The 19,897-nt window shown below is 38.5% G+C and carries 24 protein-coding genes; 19 read left to right on the top strand and 5 right to left on the bottom strand.

The features are described from left to right. The first annotated feature begins 514 nt into the window (after positions 1 to 514). The 6 genes from T320_RS14790 (at position 515) to T320_RS02055 (ending at position 6,185) form a co-directional block, all read left to right on the top strand. Positions 515 to 1,609, top strand: a complete 1,095-nt coding sequence (locus tag T320_RS14790) for a phospholipase D-like domain-containing protein (protein ID WP_197019355.1) — start codon at positions 515 to 517, stop codon at positions 1,607 to 1,609. Further along, positions 1,578 to 1,880 carry a hypothetical protein gene (locus T320_RS14785; protein ID WP_197019354.1) on the top strand — a complete coding sequence of 101 codons (303 nt, stop codon included), beginning with the start codon at positions 1,578 to 1,580 and terminating at the stop codon, positions 1,878 to 1,880. Before T320_RS14790 ends, T320_RS14785 begins: the two co-directional genes overlap by 32 nt. Positions 1,881 to 2,521: 641 nt before the next feature. Further along, entirely contained in the window at positions 2,522 to 2,698 is a 177-nt protein-coding gene (locus T320_RS14520; protein WP_156032714.1) for a hypothetical protein, read from the top strand. An 89-nt stretch (positions 2,699 to 2,787) separates the two neighbouring features. Beyond that, positions 2,788 to 3,117, top strand: coding sequence for a hypothetical protein (locus tag T320_RS02065; RefSeq protein WP_037352713.1), 330 nt, complete (start codon positions 2,788 to 2,790; stop codon positions 3,115 to 3,117). A 120-nt stretch (positions 3,118 to 3,237) separates the two neighbouring features. Next, entirely contained in the window at positions 3,238 to 4,536 is a 1,299-nt protein-coding gene (locus T320_RS02060) for a helix-turn-helix domain-containing protein (protein WP_037352711.1), read from the top strand. Positions 4,537 to 4,703: 167 nt separating this feature from the next. Then, a complete protein-coding gene (locus tag T320_RS02055; protein WP_037352709.1) occupies positions 4,704 to 6,185 on the top strand; it encodes a PcfJ domain-containing protein in 1,482 nt (493 codons plus the stop codon). Positions 6,186 to 6,248: 63 nt separating this feature from the next. On the opposite strand, the gene T320_RS02050 is transcribed toward T320_RS02055, so the two are convergent. The 3 genes from T320_RS02050 to T320_RS02040 form a co-directional block, all read right to left on the bottom strand. Continuing rightward, positions 6,249 to 6,815: a DUF4145 domain-containing protein gene (locus T320_RS02050; RefSeq protein WP_037352707.1), complete on the bottom strand. Its 567-nt coding sequence runs from the start codon at positions 6,813 to 6,815 to the stop codon at positions 6,249 to 6,251. A 77-nt stretch (positions 6,816 to 6,892) separates the two neighbouring features. Next, positions 6,893 to 10,000 (bottom strand): tetratricopeptide repeat protein, encoded by a 3,108-nt coding sequence (locus T320_RS13815; RefSeq protein ID WP_051608550.1) that lies wholly within the window; start codon positions 9,998 to 10,000, stop codon positions 6,893 to 6,895. A gap of 57 nt (positions 10,001 to 10,057) precedes the next feature. Further along, the gene (locus T320_RS02040; protein WP_197019353.1) at positions 10,058 to 10,660 is read right to left on the bottom strand and encodes a hypothetical protein; all 603 of its coding nucleotides are present in this window, start codon (positions 10,658 to 10,660) and stop codon (positions 10,058 to 10,060) included. A gap of 235 nt (positions 10,661 to 10,895) precedes the next feature. Here T320_RS02040 and T320_RS02035 point away from each other — a divergent pair, with 235 nt between their 5' ends. The 7 genes from T320_RS02035 to T320_RS13810 all read left to right on the top strand — a co-directional run bounded on the left by T320_RS02035 (position 10,896) and on the right by T320_RS13810 (position 14,426). Next, complete coding sequence (locus tag T320_RS02035) at positions 10,896 to 11,378, top strand: helix-turn-helix transcriptional regulator (RefSeq protein ID WP_037352701.1); 483 nt, start codon at positions 10,896 to 10,898, stop codon at positions 11,376 to 11,378. A 152-nt stretch (positions 11,379 to 11,530) separates the two neighbouring features. Then, positions 11,531 to 11,659, top strand: a complete 129-nt coding sequence (locus T320_RS15050; protein WP_255327080.1) for a hypothetical protein — start codon at positions 11,531 to 11,533, stop codon at positions 11,657 to 11,659. A gap of 427 nt (positions 11,660 to 12,086) precedes the next feature. After that, on the top strand, positions 12,087 to 12,266 hold the full coding sequence (locus tag T320_RS02030) for a hypothetical protein (protein WP_037352698.1): 180 nt from the start codon (positions 12,087 to 12,089) through the stop codon (positions 12,264 to 12,266). A 233-nt stretch (positions 12,267 to 12,499) separates the two neighbouring features. Next, complete coding sequence (locus tag T320_RS02025) at positions 12,500 to 12,985, top strand: HD domain-containing protein (RefSeq protein WP_037352695.1); 486 nt, start codon at positions 12,500 to 12,502, stop codon at positions 12,983 to 12,985. Then, a complete protein-coding gene (thpR, locus tag T320_RS02020) occupies positions 12,982 to 13,491 on the top strand; it encodes an RNA 2',3'-cyclic phosphodiesterase (RefSeq protein ID WP_037352693.1) in 510 nt (169 codons plus the stop codon). The genes T320_RS02025 and thpR overlap by 4 nt, the downstream gene beginning before the upstream one ends. After that, a complete protein-coding gene (locus T320_RS02015) occupies positions 13,472 to 13,936 on the top strand; it encodes a GNAT family N-acetyltransferase (RefSeq protein ID WP_231465829.1) in 465 nt (154 codons plus the stop codon). Before thpR ends, T320_RS02015 begins: the two co-directional genes overlap by 20 nt. Before the next feature lie 103 nt (positions 13,937 to 14,039). Beyond that, entirely contained in the window at positions 14,040 to 14,426 is a 387-nt protein-coding gene (locus tag T320_RS13810; RefSeq protein ID WP_051608549.1) for a hypothetical protein, read from the top strand. A gap of 93 nt (positions 14,427 to 14,519) precedes the next feature. On the opposite strand, the gene T320_RS02005 is transcribed toward T320_RS13810, so the two are convergent. Next, positions 14,520 to 15,119: a hypothetical protein gene (locus tag T320_RS02005; RefSeq protein ID WP_037352686.1), complete on the bottom strand. Its 600-nt coding sequence runs from the start codon at positions 15,117 to 15,119 to the stop codon at positions 14,520 to 14,522. Positions 15,120 to 15,131: 12 nt separating this feature from the next. After that, positions 15,132 to 16,175: a hypothetical protein gene (locus T320_RS13805; protein WP_156032712.1), complete on the bottom strand. Its 1,044-nt coding sequence runs from the start codon at positions 16,173 to 16,175 to the stop codon at positions 15,132 to 15,134. Between the two features lie 249 nt (positions 16,176 to 16,424). Between T320_RS13805 and T320_RS01995 the strand changes: the two genes are divergently transcribed. From T320_RS01995 to T320_RS01975, 6 genes are all read left to right on the top strand, one after another. Continuing rightward, positions 16,425 to 17,090: a hypothetical protein gene (locus T320_RS01995; protein WP_037352683.1), complete on the top strand. Its 666-nt coding sequence runs from the start codon at positions 16,425 to 16,427 to the stop codon at positions 17,088 to 17,090. A 76-nt stretch (positions 17,091 to 17,166) separates the two neighbouring features. After that, the gene (locus T320_RS01990; protein ID WP_037352680.1) at positions 17,167 to 17,709 is read left to right on the top strand and encodes a flavodoxin family protein; all 543 of its coding nucleotides are present in this window, start codon (positions 17,167 to 17,169) and stop codon (positions 17,707 to 17,709) included. A 45-nt stretch (positions 17,710 to 17,754) separates the two neighbouring features. Beyond that, on the top strand, positions 17,755 to 18,606 hold the full coding sequence (locus T320_RS01985) for a DMT family transporter (protein ID WP_081824751.1): 852 nt from the start codon (positions 17,755 to 17,757) through the stop codon (positions 18,604 to 18,606). 384 nt (positions 18,607 to 18,990) lie between these two features. Beyond that, a complete protein-coding gene (locus T320_RS14515; protein WP_156032710.1) occupies positions 18,991 to 19,134 on the top strand; it encodes a hypothetical protein in 144 nt (47 codons plus the stop codon). Between the two features lie 122 nt (positions 19,135 to 19,256). Next, complete coding sequence (locus T320_RS01980) at positions 19,257 to 19,517, top strand: hypothetical protein (RefSeq protein ID WP_037352675.1); 261 nt, start codon at positions 19,257 to 19,259, stop codon at positions 19,515 to 19,517. 169 nt (positions 19,518 to 19,686) lie between these two features. After that, positions 19,687 to 19,890 (top strand): hypothetical protein, encoded by a 204-nt coding sequence (locus T320_RS01975; RefSeq protein ID WP_037352672.1) that lies wholly within the window; start codon positions 19,687 to 19,689, stop codon positions 19,888 to 19,890. Positions 19,891 to 19,897: the final 7 nt, after the last annotated feature.

Here is a 19,897-nt window from a genome sequence, read left to right as displayed (position 1 = left end):
AGGGAATGGTTCGTGGTGCAGAAATGAAAACCATAGAGGTTATAAGAAATCTATGGAAAAAAGCATGAGTATTGAATTCATAAAAGATGTTACAAGTTGGACAGAAGAACAAATTATAAAGGTAGTCAAGAAAAATAAATAATGAAGTGCAATGTACGTTCCTTCATACAAACTGATAAAAACAAATCTGTTGGCTAATCCACAATCAAGCACCTATGCAGTAGCAGGGTGCTTTTCTTATGCAAGAAATGGGAGAGGCATTGAAAAAGAGGCAAAATAATAGAGCCTCCTGCAATTTCTATAAGCCTTTTTTCTATAAAAATCTACAGTAATTTCGACAAACAATATAATAAATAATTTTATCATTTAATTGCATGATGTTAACCTTTTGACATAAATATCGCTTACTGTTATACTAAAATTAGAAAACAATTAGAAGGCGATGATTCTTATGACGAACAAAATTTACATTCAATGCCAGAATTGTGGACACCATCAGAAGATTGACCGAAAGATGATTGCAGATGTCTTAGGCGCAGCTACGGCAGGCTTTGGTTACTTTGCGTGGGTGTCTTTCTTGTTTGCGGGGACAGGATTGGCGATGCCTATATGCATTGCAATTATGGTAGGTGGCGCAGCAATGCTAAAGTATTCAAATGAAATTGCCGAATGGCTAGGTAAAACTTATCCTTGTCCTAAATGTGGATATAGAGTATGGAAGACAGTAACCGAGGATGGTCTTGTATTGGAAGATGTTCGTAAGAAAGCTGTTACCATAGAAAGCTATAATGAAATCAGTGTGTTTCCGGTGATGCGGAAGATGTATGAAGATGCTGAGGAGTATCTTTACCTGTCTTTTCCGTGGTATAACATAAAGTATGTACAAGATGATTTTCCAATGCTAAGAGATGCCTTGTCCAGAGGAGTAAAAATCTTCATTTATTATGGCATAAAGCCAAGAGGCGGGAAATTAGCGTCTTCTGATGAGGCCTCAGCCCGTAGAACGCTTCGTGCTATTGACTGGTTGAAAGAAAACCTTGGAGAACGGAATGTCACATACTGTCCGGTTGATTGTCATAAGAAGATAATGGTATGTGAAAAATATTCGCTTCAAGGCAGTCATAACCTATTTACTTACCGACCAGAACAGAGGGACAGGGGCGAGTTAATGACTAAGATGGCGGGTAAGAAAGCGGTTGAGGATGCCCGCAAGGCCATAATATCACAGCCTAAACTCATCCAATTTGATGAACTTTCCAACAGAAGGAAAAAGCGCCCATTCTTTACCAATGAATTAATAAAAGAAGGGTGCGAGATGACCGAAAAAGATGCCGTAAATCTAGCACATTCTTTAGGAATGTCTTTATCTTTTGAGGCAGAGAAGATTATAGTAAAGGATGCTGAACAAATTCGGTCATTTGACTGTAAGGAAGAATTTCTTTACTGGATGGTATATATTGAAGAAGTAAATAATTCCGTGTTTAAATACGGATATGGAAAAAATCCATATATAGAGTGGGATGGTGAAAAATGGGTGCCTTCGGACTTCTCTCAAAAACGTGCAAACGAATTATTAAATGAAGGAATACGAAAGCATAAATGTTGCTAGATGTACAATGCCTATGGGGATTGTTGCCAATGGGGAGCTGTATACGTGCGTTTTCTCCGGGACACTGGAAATCGTGGCGGTGAAAAATTCGTATGCCTTTCTCATTGGGACGCAGCAGTCGTTTTGGATGGTACATCCCTGGGGATTTTTGCTGGGCAAGTCCTGGGGGAATGCAGGTTTATCTAAGCCTTTTGCTGTGATTGTAGGGAAGGAGCCTAGTCACTTTATGGTCAGTCAGCTGAAGGTGGTTCTGTTGGGAAAGGAATTATAGGGAGGTGCGTCAATGGCTTATGCGCCAGTGAAGATGAAGGAGGCGCGGAATTCAACCGCGCCTTTTTTCGTGGAGCTTTATGTGTTGGAACTGCGGATGGGAGTTACGTAAATCGCCGCTTGTGATGAGGATATTGAGTATAACGGGAATATTTATATTGTCCTTTTTCTTTACGGAGCTGCCGAAGGTGTTGACTGGGAGGCCGGGTCTGGGCATACCATGGCCCCAATTGTGTTTGCTACGCCTTATGGGAACTTTGATGGGATTGTGTTCGTCTCGGCGTGGAAGAAGGAGAAGTATTACGACAGATACCGTGGGGGGCAGAAAGGGATTAATGTGGTGCAGGGGGGAGCTATGAGTTCATTCGGAGTCCGAAGGGAATTATCGTGGATGCACGGCAGGTGATGGCATGAAAATAAGCAGGGAGGCGAGTACCCCTGCTTATTCTTATGCGTACATCTGACGAAACTGTATAAAATATGACTAGCTCAACTAAAATAAGAAAGTTTTTTAAAAGAAATATATTGACCGATATTGCGATATAGGCTATAATCAAATTAACAGGAGGAGGGTACCTCTTCTCCATAAAGGAATTTGGGATTGGAAAATGTAGGCGAGTTTATCCAAAGGAGGTAAATGTCATGTTAGAAAAAGTAATTGGCGGTGGGGCTGGATTTGTAGCTGGTAGGCTCATAGGGGGTATCGGTATCGCAGCTATGGGTGGTGCTATAGGTATCCCAGCGCTGGCTGTTACGGGAATTTGCACAGTGGCCGGAGCAGCAATAGGAAATGCAGTTGGTAACGCTCTAAAGAAATAAGCTCATACGGGGAGAAGGGGGACCCTCTCCCTCAAAGGAAATTGGGACTGGAAAGTGTAGTGGTGTTTATCTAAGAGGAGGCGCTTGAAATGAACGAAAAATACTATGATATTCATGATATTAAGATGACGGGGGGGGATTGGTTATATTTAGCTGGAGTAGGAATCTTTTGTGTGTTAGGTGCATACGTAGTAAAAGTAATTAGAGATGATAAAAAAGATAGAGAAAAAAAAGAGAAAGCTCTATGGAATGATGGAATATGTCCTAAATGTGGAAACAAATGGCATTATAGGCATTTCTATCCAGCTGGTTCAAGAGGGCAATACCAACATGTGAATATAAAATGTCACAAATGTAAAGTTGAAGCTACACTTGAGGAGATAGATATCCCCAATAAATATTCAGCAATCTATCTATAAATTTATGACATTAAATGTGGTGGCTACTGTCATTTATGACAGTGGCCACTCTCTAAATTATGCATTTTAAAATTAATAGATAATTATTAAATATATTCTGATAGAAGGGTGGCATTAACTTTGGCTAATGATATTGCAAGATATAAAAAAGATGAATTGATTCTAAAAATGCAAGGTACCCAAAAAAGCACCTTATTAAAAAAAGTGAGACAAGATTTATTAGGGATAAAAAGAGCGACGGAATTAGCAGAAATCCTTGATATTAGTCAGCAAACATTAAGTAAATTAGAGCGAGGGATAAACAAGTTAAGTGGCGCTCAATACTTAGCGATATGTTCTTTGTTAGATAAAGAAAAAAATGAATTATTAAACGAATTAAACATCAAAGATAAGAATGAAAATGTAATAAATCATCTTGTCGATATGTCTGCGTTTTACAATAATTCATTTGTGTTTGATTTAGTTGAACTTATACTTTTTTATCAAATGGATTATACATCTGCGGTAAATAAGCAAGAATTTTTCAACGATATTATTCATGGTTTATTGAAAAGGACTTGTTTTGAAAATTGGCTATCATGCGTAAAATGTAAGGAGACAATATCTAAAGAAAAAGAGAAGAGAATAATTAATAACGGAATTGTTATTATGTCTTTAGTATGTAAAGATGACTTGCTTCTTGCGATAGAAATAATGGATAAGCATCTGAAAAAAAATAACAAAGGAATACTGTTTTTTGATTATGATGATATTATCCCACTTTTCCGAAATATCAAAGACCAAATAGATAATAACGATAAGATGTCAAGGACGGATGATAATGATGATACAGATGATGTAATAGAAGATGATGTAATAATAAACTTTTTGGTTAAATTTTCGATACTTAAAAATAAAGGTAAAATTAAGTTCATGAATATTTCATCTGGTAATATTTTCAATATTATTGAATACATACAAGGTAGAAATATTTCATTTATATCTCAGGATATAGAAAGGGCACATCGATACAAATTTTTTAAATATGAGATACAGAAAATTGGATATAATCAAAAAACAAATAATTATATTACTCAAAAATTAGGATGTGCATTTTTTGAAACCGGTGATATTTATAAATATGAACTAGGTTCTTTTAAGATATGGAATTTTGATAATGATTTTATTGAGTCTTGCATCGATTATTTATTTGATAACACTAGCGACATAATAGAGTATACGCCGGAAGCAAGTAAAGTAATATCTTCGGTTGATAGCTTTATGAACAATAAAGGTGAAAAATTAGAGGAACGGCTTGATAACTTAAAAGGGTCTATGAATGAATATGCTGATACATACAAGAGGTTAGACCAAGAAATGAATAAAGAAATGGATGATTTATTAGATAAAATATTGAGTTATTTAAAACCAAATAATTAATTTTATGCTTTGTTTTGAGGTATGTATCATGAAAATTAATAATATATGTTAATTACGGTGATAAGATTCGTGAATCACTAGCTTAGGCTTATGATGTGTAATCTACCTATGATGGTTATGTACTCAATGGTTGACTAAAGGGAAAGAATGACTCATGGGGAATTTTTATGAATGCTAATAGAAGGATTTTTTATTATAATTATGAAGATGATATATGGCAAGAAAGTAAATGTAATGAAAATAATGTTGAATATCGTTTAAAAAAATTAAATGTTTATGATAATGATTATTCAACTGTATACCTGCCAATGATTTGGAGTGTCGAATTACGCGAAAATAGAATAGTTGAACTGATTTTGTATACAAAAGCATTAACTATTGAAAATGGTAGTATTTCTAATACTCAGTATAAAGAATGGACTATAGATTGCGATTTTGATAATCATATAATGCAAGGATGGCCTGTGTCATTGATTCGCAATACGAAAAGAAATTGGCGTAATGGCTATGTATGCGGTGCTAATATAGCATTTCCTGAATTATTAGCGACAACGTATGTAGATATTCCTGTAACGGTTATAGATGTTGCTATTGAATATTTAAGAGATGTTGCAAAAGATAGGTTTGGATTTAGACCTAGTTACTTAGGAAATGCTCACGGTCTAAATAATTTAATTGCTTTTTTCGAAAGCCCTTTAGACCCTAACCTTTATATGTTAAAAGATGTTATAGGAGAAAAAAACTATACAAACATGTTGAGGAGTGGATGTTTTGATACTTATCGAGAGTTATGTAAATTATTTGGAATCGAGAAGCCACCATCCAGCTTGCGAAAAGCCTATGTAATGAAACCTGAAAATCTAGTGATTTATATTTTCCTTCGAAATTGTGGCTTTGCAGATATAAACATTATAAGGCGTTTTTTTTATAGAGAAGAAATATTTGGTTATCCTCTATTAAAACTTCATTATGATGATATTACTGGACAGATAACACAAAATAGTCATTCAGGATATGCAATAAGCTATTTTCAACGATTTTGTCGTTGGTTATTAAGCCATCGTTCAGAAAAAGCTATTGCTTCACGTATATTGAGATGGAGTAATGAAAAATTCAGTCATGCAGCTATTGATACGTTGAGAATGTTCATAGCGGCGGAATTATACGAAAATGAAGAATTAATAAACATTACAATAGTTCACCGTCTTATTAATGAGGGACTCACACAAGAAGTTCATGATGCTTTGTTTGAAGATTTGTATATCATTCGACCAGATATTGCTGACCCTTTTCACAATAGAAAAAAATTAGAATACAAAAACACTACATACAGTTACAATGATAAGGAAATATCTCTTGAGACCACGATAGAAGGATATGATTTTTTCTTACCTAAAGATACAAAGGAATTGCAAAAATGGAGCAATAAATTTCATAACTGCGTTGCATGCTATGATTCAATGATTATAAATGGTAATTCATTAATCGTAGCAATGCAAAAAGAAGACAAATATGTTGCTTGTATTGAAATACAACAGAGGAAAATCACACAGGCATTAGGGGTATGTAATACGAACTTGTCCAAAGAGTATAAGTTTATAATAAATATATGGGCAAAGGTAAACAATATATTGTATGTATACAAATAGCTTCGGAAAGCGGTCCTTTTTCGGGGCTTAATTATCTGACTAATAAAGAGGTTATCAAAACAGCTATTTCTTGCCATTTTTTCCCAAAATTGCCAGGCCAACAAATGTTAGAACGGAACCAAGGGCAGTGAACCCCAAATCCCTCCATAGTGAAGGTTTATTAGACTGGCTTGAATCATTTTGGAGAGGATTATGATTTCTGTCAATTCTAGCTGATGAGAAATACTGCGGAGTGTGATTGGTATTATAACGCTGGTCTATCCATTGAACGATATCAAATAAATCTCTCAATGATTCTATGGCAACATCTTCAGTGTATGCTATGCCATTATGAAGGCCTTTATTTCCTTTTTTACGTATTTTATGCATTTTGTCTTGGATGGGGAGTGGTATCAATTTACGAAACTCGTAATTAGACAACATTGCAGATAGCTTCATGTGATTATAGTCATATATCATTAAATATCGTTCTTTTGAATATATAAACTTTATACATTTTTCAAGTGCAACACGACATTGAATGACACATGGGCTATATGAAGGCATATTAATAGTATTTTCGGCTTGAATACATAAATCGGCAAATGAAGTAAATTCGGGAATGTCTTGGAGATAATTAAAGTTTGACATTTTATCACTCCTAAAATAACTTATTATGCATAATAAAAAAATACAAATGTATAATTGTATAATCCCCTAATTTATAATTAAGATTGCTGATTGACACGTTCTAAATAAAATCTCCCTTGATATAGGCCTGCTATAGCAGATTTTTTATAATACTCTATTGCTTTATCTATATGTCCTAATTTTTCATATGAAAGACCAATATATAACTGTGCAATAGATGAGTTGTTTTTTTCGGCAGCATGAAGATAATTTAAGGCAGTAATATAATTTTGTGCATTATAATATAAACATCCTAATTCTAGTTGTGCGTAATAATCTCCAGATTTAGCCAAATCGTTTAGTTTGGAATATGTGTTATTTATTACATAAACTGCATTATTTGTTGAGCTATCGTAAATTGAAGTGGCATAACATAAGATATCATTGAGTTCTGTTCCTTTTTTACGCCAATAATTAGCTCGTGTAATATTTTTTTTACCTGTACATAATAACCATGAATATATTTCTCCAAGAAAATACATTGCTCTTGTGACACCGATAGCAGCGAGTTCTTCTAATATTGGTATAGCTTCTTCAAACTTGTTACTGAGGTATAATTCTTCGGCTATATGTAATTTTTCGTATTTTTCATAATCTGATATAGAATGTATAGTTTTGATGGCATATAATAGATTATGAAAGAAATTTAGGTTATCAACATCTGTATCTATAAAGCAACCTTTCTTACTTAAATAATTGATTATGATATTGTCTTTTATGTTATCAATAGAATTAGAGGACAAAGTATCTTTTATTTCTTGATAAATACCATCTAAAATATATGCCTCTTCATGCTCTATAGCATACATTTTTCGTAATGCCATAATTATGCCAGAATTTGTTACGCTAGCATTCGTCAATATATCACTATTTCCAATTAATTCATCTAAAAGCTTTTGGCTATTAAATAGGTCTCTTATTATCCTATAGAGGTTTATTTTATTTTCTGGAGGAAGTCCAATACTATTCATAACTCTCTTTAACAGATCAATATGTTCTTCTTTATATAACCTCCCAACCTTTTTATATATACGCATTGTTAATGTCATGAATTTAGTTATATCAGACATTTTTTTGTATTCTTCTTTATTAAATATTATATCTTTTTCTATGTTGTCTAAGTCCCTATCGATTTCTAGCATTGTTGTTCTTCTATCCAAAAAAGTAACTTTCTCTTCTAATGCGGATAATCTATCTGAAAGTTTATTGTTTGAATCAAGGATTAAGGTACGTGCCATCCCAATTATGCATGTATCTAACATATGTTTTTCCACTATCTTATTCATAATCAATAGCGATAATTCTTGTGCTCGTGAATCGATTTCGTTTATTTTTACTTGTTTCTTGTGATTACTACCTGTTATACCACCCCAAATTCGGTTTAGAATACCATTTGGTTTTAGTTCGTAGTTTGTTTCCTTCTTTTCTACATTCAGCTTTATTGATTCGGACATTAACGTAGTTATATCCTCAAAATAAATTTCCCCTTTAGTAATGAGACCATCAATTTCATGCTCTATAAAATCTTTATTCATAGTTATTTCTCTCCTTGTTGGTATGTCATTAATTTTTAAGAGTAATTTTAATGATTGAAATTGCATTAAGTTTATTTGTTTTTGTCTTTTAATATATATAGCTTTTTTTTCGCCTAGCGAAATATGATGCTTGTTTGTATTTGATAAGGGGTTGATAGGTGAGGCGCTTTGATGATTATTAAAATCAATATCTTTAGTTGTTGTGGCAATAATTTCTGGATTGATTTTTATTTTACTGCGCCAGCTAATTAATTGTTCAATTATTTCTATTAGGATATTTCGAGCATATTCATTGCGATTATTGCTTTCATACATTTTAAACATAGTTTCTGGCGTTAATGCTAGGTGCAACTCATCGATAATAATATCTGTTTCTTCTTTTGTAAGTAAATATTCATCGTTAAGTTTTATGAGTTCATCATTAAAAATCCGCAACATAAAATCAACATCATCTTCGACAATCTTTGAGATTAATATATTAGTTCCCTGACCTATTGCTGTAGCACCAATTATTCCACCTACAATTGAACCTGCTGTAATTCCAGCAGGTCCTAAAGGTGCCCCTATTGCTCCACCTGCAGCAGCTCCGGTATATCCGCCACTTAATCCGGCAAATAATGTTGTTATGTTTTTGAACAGCTGTTTGGCAGATATTCTGCCTCGAAATGCGTTAGTAATATCTTCTGCTGACAAAGCTATCATTGTCACTCCGGCAGCTATAAGATTACCGCGTAATAATTTTGCCAAGTCTCGTGTAACTTCTTCACTGCAAGTAATGGAACCGTTTTTTAATGATTGTGCCAATATTTTTCTAGCTTTTCTTGGAAGTAATTTAACAATTTTAATAGAAGGCTTTAATAATGCATTGTTAAGTGATGTTCTAGTTAATTGAGCTGTAGCAATAGAACAAATAAACGCATATCCACCTGATTTAATTCCATTATATATTGCTATATCTATAGCCTCGTTTATTTTCTTACCCGACCATAGACATTGTGCAAAGCTGATGATACCAGATATGCCAAAAACACCAGAGGCTATAATCGAACCGTTAGCTGCATCATATAACAATGAGTCAATATTTCCCGCTTTGGCAATACGACATGCTGTTTGATAGTCTATATTTCCTTGGCGAATAATCTTATCAGCCTGGTCGGGGTCTGTGATACCAGGAACTTCCCCCTTGGCAATTCGCTGTCTCATGTATTTGAGTGCTTCTTCATATTGGTCTTTGGGTACCTCTAATTGCATTGGCATACCATTAGAGTCGATATACCTGTATTCGCCATGACGAAAGGCTGCACTTACGGAATCAGCTGCTGTTCGACAATATTTTGTTTGAATAAGCTGCCCATCAGAAATTCTGTCAGGGCCATTTTTTTTATTGTCATTTCCAATAACTTTGGCATCTCTAAACCTGAACCTATCTATTAGATTGTTTCCATCTTCTGCAGCAAATCCTTGACCTTGCCTGGCATTATACTTAGTTGCTTTTAACGAACGGAAACTGTTCTCGTGAATGCTTTGATACAATACACTCGTATCCTCAGATGGCTTATCTTTAGTGGGGTACAATAAATCATCATTCGATATTGTATCTTTATTCTTCATTCTTCTTTACCTCATTTCCGTTATGATAATATATGTGCCATATCATTTTTTATGGTACTATTTAAACCTTTTGATAAAAGCATTAAAGCTACCATTTATTTCTTTGTTTATATCTGTATATTTCCATTTCTTGGCATACTCATTACAAAATCCTTCATAATCTCCTAAGCGAGTTGACAGGTGTTTTTTTTGTGTTATTTCAAGCTGATTGTCTTTTTTAAATAAAGCGAAGCCATCGGAATTATATACGATATATAATCCTTCGGCTTCATTCTGTGGTTGACGAGTAGTGTGCCCAAAATCTTTTCTTAACTCGTTTATATAATCTATAAACATGTGAATTTTCGTATATAATGATTGGTCTTGAATGAATAATAGTTTATTGGATGATATTAATTCTGTTACTTTGACATCATTTTTTATATCAAAAAAAACAGCCAAACCCTCGTCGTTTTTATTAGCAATTATCTGTGTTGCATTTATTAAGTTCCTTGAGGGCAAGTATATTATAGAATTTATGCAATAATTAATATGAGCAATAAACTTTATAGGGATAAATAGTCTTTGTTTATTGATATGTAGGTCTGGTAAAGCTGTTAAAGCTTCACCTAATTTCTCAATATTCTCATAAAAGAACACAAAATCATCATATTCGCTCATTAGAGACTCAATATTTATACTTTTCTGCATATCTAACTCCTATTAATCCCTTCAATCAGTGTCTGGCCTGTGATTATGGCCATATCGTTCTTAGCAAGAGAATAGCACAGTCTTTCGCAGAAGTCAATAAAATATTGTTACTGCCTAAAATCTTGACAAAAGCAATACTGCGGACATTGTACATATATTTACCACACTATAATATTGTGATATACTTGATGAAGAGGTGATAGTAATGGCTATATCGGAAAATGACAAAGCCATGATAAAAAGACTACAGGACAACCTTAGTACCATTAGAAATTTGGGTGGCTGGTCTATTCGAGAGTTTGCGGATATGTGTAATGTCTCCCCGCAGACTATATCTAATTGGGAAGCTAAGGATTCATCTAATCCCATGTATATGGGGAACTACTGGATGATTGTTGCCGCATTGGGGGCTGAAATGACCAAACGTGGCGATGATGATGTTTTCACCAAGTTGGTTACATATATCCTCTCAGGTGAAGATAATGAAAAATCTTATGAAGAAAATACAAAAAAAATTGCAACTTTAGGCCAAACTGCTAAGGGGGGGGCTAGTTCAGAGGTAATAGGGGCTTTGGCCGCCACTTTAGGGGTAGCTGTTCCGATTGTAGGGTCTATCCTTATAGGCAAGAGTCACATCCCCCAAGTGATTGGTGGTCTTTTAGTCAGTTATTTCGCAAGCAAGAAATAAAATGATAATTCAGTCAAATTTGCGGTGATACTTTTGCTGTTTATTACTTTCAATATTTCTTTTTGAGGGCTTTTTTTCCTGCTTTTAGTGTTTGATTATATAATTATACCTGTATAACGGTGTCCTAGTATAATTGTACAGGAGGAATGGGGATGGGAACAGCTGTTTTCGGAATAGGCGTGGCTACGTTCGGACTGATTGCATTAGCATTCCTGGCCGGAGCGGCGTGGGAGGTTATCAAGCTGATTTTCAAATTGATTGCAGGATTCTTCTCTAAATGATAGGACAGGGGAGCTGACAGGCTGTTTCGGCCAATCAGATCCCCTTTTTGTGATTATAGGACTCATTTAAATATTAATTTTAGGTTGTCTGATACTGCGGTTTGCGTTGCTGAGTGGCCACTCAGCAACGCAAACCGCACTTGACTAATAAAGAAATAGCCCGCCAAGGCTATATAATCTTGACGAGCTATTACGTGCAAGTATGTGAAAACTAGAGAACCACCGTGTACCGAACGGTACGCACGGTGGTGTGAGAGGTCGGGCTGGTCAAATAATGGCTCGTCTTCTATTCGATGCTGAGAGGGAAGGCAAAATGGTACCATAATAAGGGGAATAAATTACAGATTTAACGGTATACCATTATACATTTATACAGTTAAAACATTATAATGGCGTACAAATGGATTTATGGATGCGGGGGATGTGAATGATAACCGATGATATTGCAAGGGAAATCGAGAAGATTCAGTTACGGGAACATCGTTCCGTGCCGGAGATTATGAGCTATGTGCCGTCCGAAGTGGCGGAAAGCAGAAACTGCCTGTTCCGATTCCAAACTGCCTGGAGCAGTATGGGGAATGTGCCAAGTCCTGCTTTTGAGGTGTGAGCGTGATGGCTGAAGCAGAGGATTTGGTTTCCCATCCCAAATGGGGAAATTGAAACTTTAGTAGAATGTTGTATGGTGCCAGTAGAGATGTGGGCTGATGCAGCGGAATATTCACCTGTCAGTAAGAAGGAGATTGGTTATTGACACGGAATTGTTAAAAGAGGGGTGAAAAAGTCGAGGCGCGTAAAGGGATTGAATGTTGACAAATGGTTATGAAGAAGTAGGAGGATATAATGAGCAGACTAAAAGAACTTAGAAAAGTAGTTGGTGACAAATTACGTGAAAGCATAACGGACGCAGAAAAGCTGGAAAAAGCCTATGCGCATTTATACGGTGTTTCTCTTGCAGCCACGGTGATAGCAGAAAAGCGTGGTGAGAATTCAGAACTTGCCAGCATGTCAGCTATGTTGCATGATATCGCGGCTTATGTCAGTGGAACTTATGATGACCATGCACATAGAGGCGCAGACTTGGCAAGAGAAATTCTGCTGAGAAATGCCTTGGCCAATCCAAGGGAAATTGATTGGATTTGCTCGGCTATATACCATCATGATGACAAACTGGTGAAAGATGAGCCATTTGATGAATTGCTGAAGGACGCTGATGTCATGCATCACACCTTCGATGATCTGAGCAAACCGGTCAAAGAAAAGGAACTAGCACGCTATCGGGCACTTAGAGAGGAATTTGGGCTGCCCGTACAGGAGCAATCATCATGAGACTTTTCATAAGTGTTCAGTTTACGGAACCAATGATAAAGGCTTTGGAGGCTTTTCAGTCACGGCTAAAAGCATCCGGTGTGGAAGGTTATTTTGCTGTCCGGGAAAATCTGCATTTAACGCTGGCGTTTATCGGAGAGTACGGAGCACCAGATGATGTCATGGACATTATTGATTTTGTTCCGTTTGATCCTATGCCCATGAAACTCAATGGTATGGGGAATTTCGGAGATTTATATTGGGCCGGGATAGAAGAGAACACCGGCCTGGATAATTATGTCAAGAGGCTGCGCAGGGCTCTTGCTGAGCACAAAATTCCCTATGACCGCAAGCGGTTCTCTCCGCATATTACAGTAGTTCGCAAGGCAATCTATCATGGCAAGACGATTTTGCCTGAGGTTGAGCCGCCACAGGGAAAGATGGTTATCGAACATATTTCCTTAATGCGGTCAGAACGCGGCAAGCATGGTATGATTTATACGGAGATTGGAAGAACTGAGAGATAATTGGGAGGACAACATGTTACACGCTGAATTTTCAGAGCACCTGCTTGAGGATGAGGAAAAAATCCGTCAGGAAGTGTTTGTATCTGAGCAGGGCTTTGAAAATGAATTTGATGATATAGACAACATTGCAACGCATATGACGCTTTATAACGATGCCGATGCAGTAGGCTGCTGCAGATTCTTTCCGGGAGAAGAACCCGGTGAATATATCATTGGCCGTATGGCTGTGCGAAAAGCCTATCGGGGGCAGTCTATGGGACGTCGTATTTTGGAAATGGCCATCCAGCACCTAAAGGATGCTGGAGCATCTAAAATATCGCTATCGGCACAGGTTCAAGCGAAAGGCTTTTATGAGACTTTAGGATTCCAGGCCAAAGGAAATGTATATATGGACGAGCATTGCCCGCATATACATATGGAGAAGCTTCTGCAATATGGATGTTAATTATTAACATCCATATCTTGGGCATCCGCGCTGAATAATCCCTTATAAATTCCTACATTCCTACGATATAGATAATAGAGCTGTCTACGTTGGAGGTGATTTCATGGAAATCAAATCGCTGCAGGGAATAACTGCCTGGAATGACAAGGGAAAGGCGGCTGACAGCAAAGACAATACCCTGCAAGCTAAAGAAAAGTTCAGCAGCATGCTACGGCAGTTGGAAACAGGGGGAGCCATCACCGATACTGGGGAAAAGCCGGGTGAGGATACTACCACAGTGACGCGTGTTATGTCGGATGGCTCTGTATTGATTACCGTGTACGAGAAAGACAAGATTATTTCCCAGACTAAGACCCATTCTCCCCATCCGGAGAAAATACCTACCATCCTCAGCACCAGAACGGAGCACTCCTTGCCGGATGATCCGGAGGAGCAGCAGGTTTCCGGTATGGTTGACACGCAGATGCTGAACATCTTGATGCAGAAGTAAATCATCTGAATATAAAGCAGGGGTTGTTGCATAAGTGATATCACTTGAGCAACAGCCCCATTTGCGCGTGATGGAATACCTATTGAAGGATGGTTATATAGTGAAGAGGATAAGACCACCTTTGCGTTCATGGCCGGTATTCCATAGCATATCGAAGTCTAACCAACGCCAGCTTCCGTAGCTGACCGCTTTGACAATGAAGGCGTCCTGAAAAGCTTCGTAGCCATTAAGGATGTACCAGTGCCAGACGTAATCATCCATGGCAGGATGCTCGTGCAAAAGGGTAAGGCAGGGGATAGGCCAGCCATTATTTATCTGCTGCTGGATGACAGTTTTGGTGTCATTCAAGCTATTGTTGCCGCTCCAAGGGGAGAGGGTGATGTCGGTAACATTGTGGTCATGAAGAAATTCGGTAAAACCATCAATGTATATGTCCAAAGTGTCTATACCGCCTTCGCGGGGACGCAGGTATGGCTCCATGAGATAGGCAAAGTCTACATAGGCATCTCTGGTTATTGCTGTTTTGTCATGGGGATATAGCCCGGTTTTTCCCTTGTAAAGTTCAAAGTAGAGGCAGCAATCGCAGGCAGTGATAGCACCGCAGCCGCCAATGTTCATCCAATAGGTGGGGCACCATTCCTGGGCACCGCCATAGGCTGAACCAATGTTAAAGTGAGGAAGTTCTTTTTTCATGGAAGTACCCTTTCAAGTATCCGGTTCATTAGCGGGGGCAGATTCACCGTCCAACTGGCGAATGAGTGGAGCAAAGTACGTTTCCTCGGCAGTAAGGCGGGCCGCTTTTGCTTCTTCCAATGTTGGGAAATGTCCTATATAGTGGTACTGACCCTGGCTGGTAATGGATACTTCATAGGCATTATGGGCAAGGCGTTTCCGCATGTGGATGCCCTTTAGCCCCGTATTGCTGTTTGCTTTATGGTAGCGGATGGAATCATTGGTTTTTAGCTTTTGTGCATTGGTGAGCCAATGACGAACGGTTTTAGGGCGCGGACGCTTCTTCAGGTCACATCCGCAGCTTCGTTTGTAGCCATAAGTAAGTTCGGCAGTATCGGCAAGGGTGTATTCACCGCAGTCGCAGAGGCAGAGCAGCCTGAATAGTCCCGATTCCACTTCAACGATGCGTTCAACTGTCAGATGGGAGAAATGCTTGCCAATCATGTCCTCTTTGGTGCGTAAATGGCGATACTTGCATTTGCCGCAACTGGTGTATTTGCCGTTTAAGAGGCCGGAGGAATAGATTTGTACTTCTTCACCGCAGTCACAGATACAAAGCCATAGGTTTTGGTTCTTCGGATTTTTGCTGCGGGCAACAACGGTCAGGTGGCCAAAGTGTCTGCCGGTTAAATCATCATAAGGGTGCTTGGCAGCATGATGGACACAGCCACAGCTGGTCTTTTTGCCAGACAATATTGATGAAGCGGGAAGTTCAATCGTATTGCCACAATCACAGCGGCATAGCCAGCTTGACTTGCGCCTAAGATTAGGACTGCGAGAAATGACGGTTAGATGGCCGATTTGTCTGCCGGTGAGGTCAGCCATGCTGTTGCGTTTGGTATGGTCAGTACAACCGCAGCTGCGATGCTTTCCACTTATCAGCCTGCTGGTGCAGGTGTATATTTCCTTGCCGCAGTCGCAACGGCAAAGCCATCTGGCTTTATGCCGGGGGCGATTATCTTTATCTATGACAATAAGGTGGCCAAAACGGTCACCGATATGAATGGTCTTGTCCATATTAGCCTCCTGAATACTGAAAGGGAGCTATCTGCGAAAAGATTCTGTATCTGCTTTGATTATACCATGATTGAGAGAGATGTATAAGCAGATTTATGCGATGAATTTGAGTAAAAAGCATCTTGGCATACATTATAAAATGTGAAAAAATGTCTATTGTATACGGAATAATCTCATAGCTGTGGTATAATAAAAGAAAAAGGCTAAATGTAAGATGTTAGTCACGTAGAGAAATGAAGGTATCAACTGGTGAAGGGAAAAATGTATGAATATAAGGGTGAGCTTTGCCCGGTAATAAAGATTTCAAAAATGACAGGGGTTCCATATGGTGCATTGCTTCGCAGGCTGAATGAGAAGCATTGGTCACTGGAGAAGGCAATCGAGACACCGATTCGTAAACAAAAGCATCCTGAACACCATACATGTATACTGGATGGTAAAATAGTAGGCGTGGAGAAAGTTGCAAGACGATTCAACCTTAACAGCCAGAGTGTGCGCAGACGAATAAATCGAGGCGAGACGTTGCAGGATGTAGTTAACAATCCAGTACGCCGTCGTACAGGTGGAAAGCCTAGAATCCACCTAGAATATAAAGGTCGCATATATAGTGTGCGTGAACTCTCTGAACAATATAATATCTCGATTGCAACGATAAGAACACGGCTTAGCAAGGGCTGGTCTGTGGAAAAAATAGTAGAGACCCCCGTAAAGCATACCAAGTTGTATGATTATGAAGGAAAAAAATATACTGCGCGTGAGTTATATGATATGCTGGGAAGTAAGGTGAGTTGGGATATATGTAAAAATCGGCTTCGCTATGGCTGGAGTATTGAGCGTGCAATAAGTAAACCTTGTTGCAGACGGAGGCGTAAACAAAATACGGTGGTAGATATAGACAGACATTTTGGATGTTAATAATTAACATCCAAAATGCCATATTTGAGCAGCTGAAAGACGAATAGTAGGTTTTCAAGATATGGGAGGGCTGGAAATGAGCAAAATTGTGGTTTTGGTGGGGAGTAACCGAAAAGGTGGCAATACAGATTTATTGGCACAGGCTTTTGCAGAAGGGGCTGGTGAGCGTCACCAAGTTGAGCTGATATCTGTAGCAGACTATAAGGTTAGCCCTTGCATTGGCTGTAACAGCTGTTTCAAAAAAGAAGGAAATCCTTGCTTTCAGCAGGATGATATGCAGCAGATTTATGACAAGCTCAAAGTGGCAGATATCTTGGTTATCGCATCCCCGGTGTATTTCTATGGACTTAGTGCCCAACTGAAGGCAATTATTGACCGGCTGCATAATCCGAGACGTGATACATTTAACATTAAAAAATTGGCAATGATTCTGGTGGGTGCGGCTACGCTGCCTGAACTTTTTGATGCGATACTTATGCAGTATAAGCTAGTCTTGAATTTCTTCAAATTGGAGGATGGTGGTACTGTGCTGGTGCGCGGTGCTAAGGAAAAAGGAGATGTAAGGCAGGGCGACAGTTTGCAGAGAGCCTTTCAGCTGGGAAAGACCATTTCGGTATGAGAAGACTTCGGCTATGATGCAAAAGTGTAATATACGCAATATCTTATGGAGGGATGGATGCCTGTGTATCGTGCATTGCTGTTGCTCTGCCTACTGTGGGGCTTTAATTGGGTGGTAATGAAGGTGGCCAATGACTTTTTTTCGCCAACTTTTTTTGCGATGCTGCGTTTTTCGTCTGGAGCAGCTATATTATTGGTGATAACGCAGGTCAAAAGGATTCCATTGCCGGATAGAAGATACTGGCCATGGATTGCTTTTACGGGAGCCACTCAGATTGCTTTTTGCAATGCAGCAATGCAAACCTCTTTGCAGACTTTGGGAGCTGGGCTTGCCGCTATGCTTAATTATACTATGCCTATATGGGTGGCAATCCTGGCGAAAATATTTTTGAAGGAAAGGCTCAGTGGACGGAAACTTGCGGGAATAGCACTTAGCCTATCCGGTTTGGGATTGCTGCTTAATGTGGATGTTTCCGGCGATTGGTCAGCCATACTGCTGGCCTTATCTGCTGCAATGGTCTGGGCAGCAGGAAATGTGGCTATGAAAGGAAAGCTCATGGGTTGTGACCTCACAGCGCTGACGGCATGGCAGATGACGGTGGGAGCAGTTGTTTTAGCAATATATACAGCCGTTATAGGGGACTGGAGAGCTGAGTGGAATGGGCTTTCCATTGCTTGTGTGGCCTATAACGGGGCCTTGGCCTCTGCAGTAGCCTTTATCCTGTGGTGTTACCTGATAAAACATATGGAAGCCAGTAAGGCAGCCATTTCCTCACTGGCTGTGCCAGTGGTTGGTGTTGTATCCGGAATCATCTTCTTGGGAGAAAGCCTTACGTTGGCTATGGGGGCAGGGATGCTGCTGGTTTTTGCAGGTATTGTCCTAGCGCAAAAAGGGTAAAGGGATGTTAATAATTAACATATGTAATGGTATGTAATGGTTTTGCTGGCTGTATCTGTAGAAGAATATAAAAAAATGCCCTGACTGGTATTACTTGGGGAAGTGCCAGTCAGGGCATTTTGAATTTCGCGAACTGGGGAAGCTCACTAACGGTGCTGCCCAATGGGGATTGGGGAGAGGGCAGTTCCTATAAATGTTATGTGTGTTATTATACGGCATAACATTGCATGCTATACTGTAACTTTTTACATAGTTCATGAGGGGTGACTGTGGAAATGCACAGTCCGGTCAGAATTGGGAAAAATGACCTTGCAGGTTAAGCTGAGTATATGATATGTTATTAGGGCTGTTATAACGAAAAAGATGTTAAGGAGTTGCAAGAGAATGTGTTTGGCAAGGTTTGAAGTAAAGCCCAAAAAATTTAATGAAGGAAGTGATGTTCGGCTTATTGATGTACTGAGAAATCAGAACGTAAATGATATTGCGCTGGAAAAGCCGGATATGCAGAAGGAAGAGCAGCGCGTTTAATGGTCTTGCGAGTAGGCAGGGATACATACTCCAAGACAGGCTGCGTGTGTCAAAATATGGCCCGGACAGGTGCAGAATGGGAAATTGGCAGTTGTTCCGGATAGAGAAAAGATAGGTTTTATATGGGCATGGAAAAGATGACAATTCGTTTTGACGGGATAGATTATCCGGCAAGATTGCTTGAGATAAATTTACCCAACATCAGTGGAACGCATATGATATCCGTGGACAGACTGGACGTAGCGTTAATGACAAAAGATGGCCATTATGTCTCAGAGGAGGCGCGTGCTATCGATGAGGGAATTTTCCTATATGTTCCGGATAAACTGATAGATGTAGATGAAAAACAGCTTATGCAGGTCGTGAAGGATTTTGCTGCATAACGAATAAAATCATAAGAGAGCCTGTGTGGAAAATGTTTGTTAGTAATCCTACATCATGATTTTTTTATTCAAGAATCAGAAAAAATCATTTTATAAAGCAGGAAAAAATTCATGGATAGTCGAATTACTCCGTATAGTAATTCATATACTTTTAGGAGGAATTTGACTTATGGCTAGAAAAGCAAACTATGAAGAAAAGATTAGCGCAATCGAAGCAAAAATTGAAAAGAAACAGGAAGAACTCAAAAAATTGAAGGCCCAGCTTAGCAGCCTGAAAACCAAGAAGGCTGACGGTGATTATAAAGAACTCACTGAGTACATGCTGGCAAACAATATCAGTGCCGGAGATGTTCTGGCAAAAATCAAGAAATAAGCATATG

Source organism: Selenomonas sp. FC4001, assembly GCF_000701565.1.
Classification (GTDB): Bacteria; Bacillota; Negativicutes; order Selenomonadales; family Selenomonadaceae; genus Selenomonas_A; species Selenomonas_A ruminantium_B.
The sequence above is the reverse complement of the archived record's forward strand: the minus strand, read 5'-3'. Positions and strand labels throughout refer to the sequence as shown.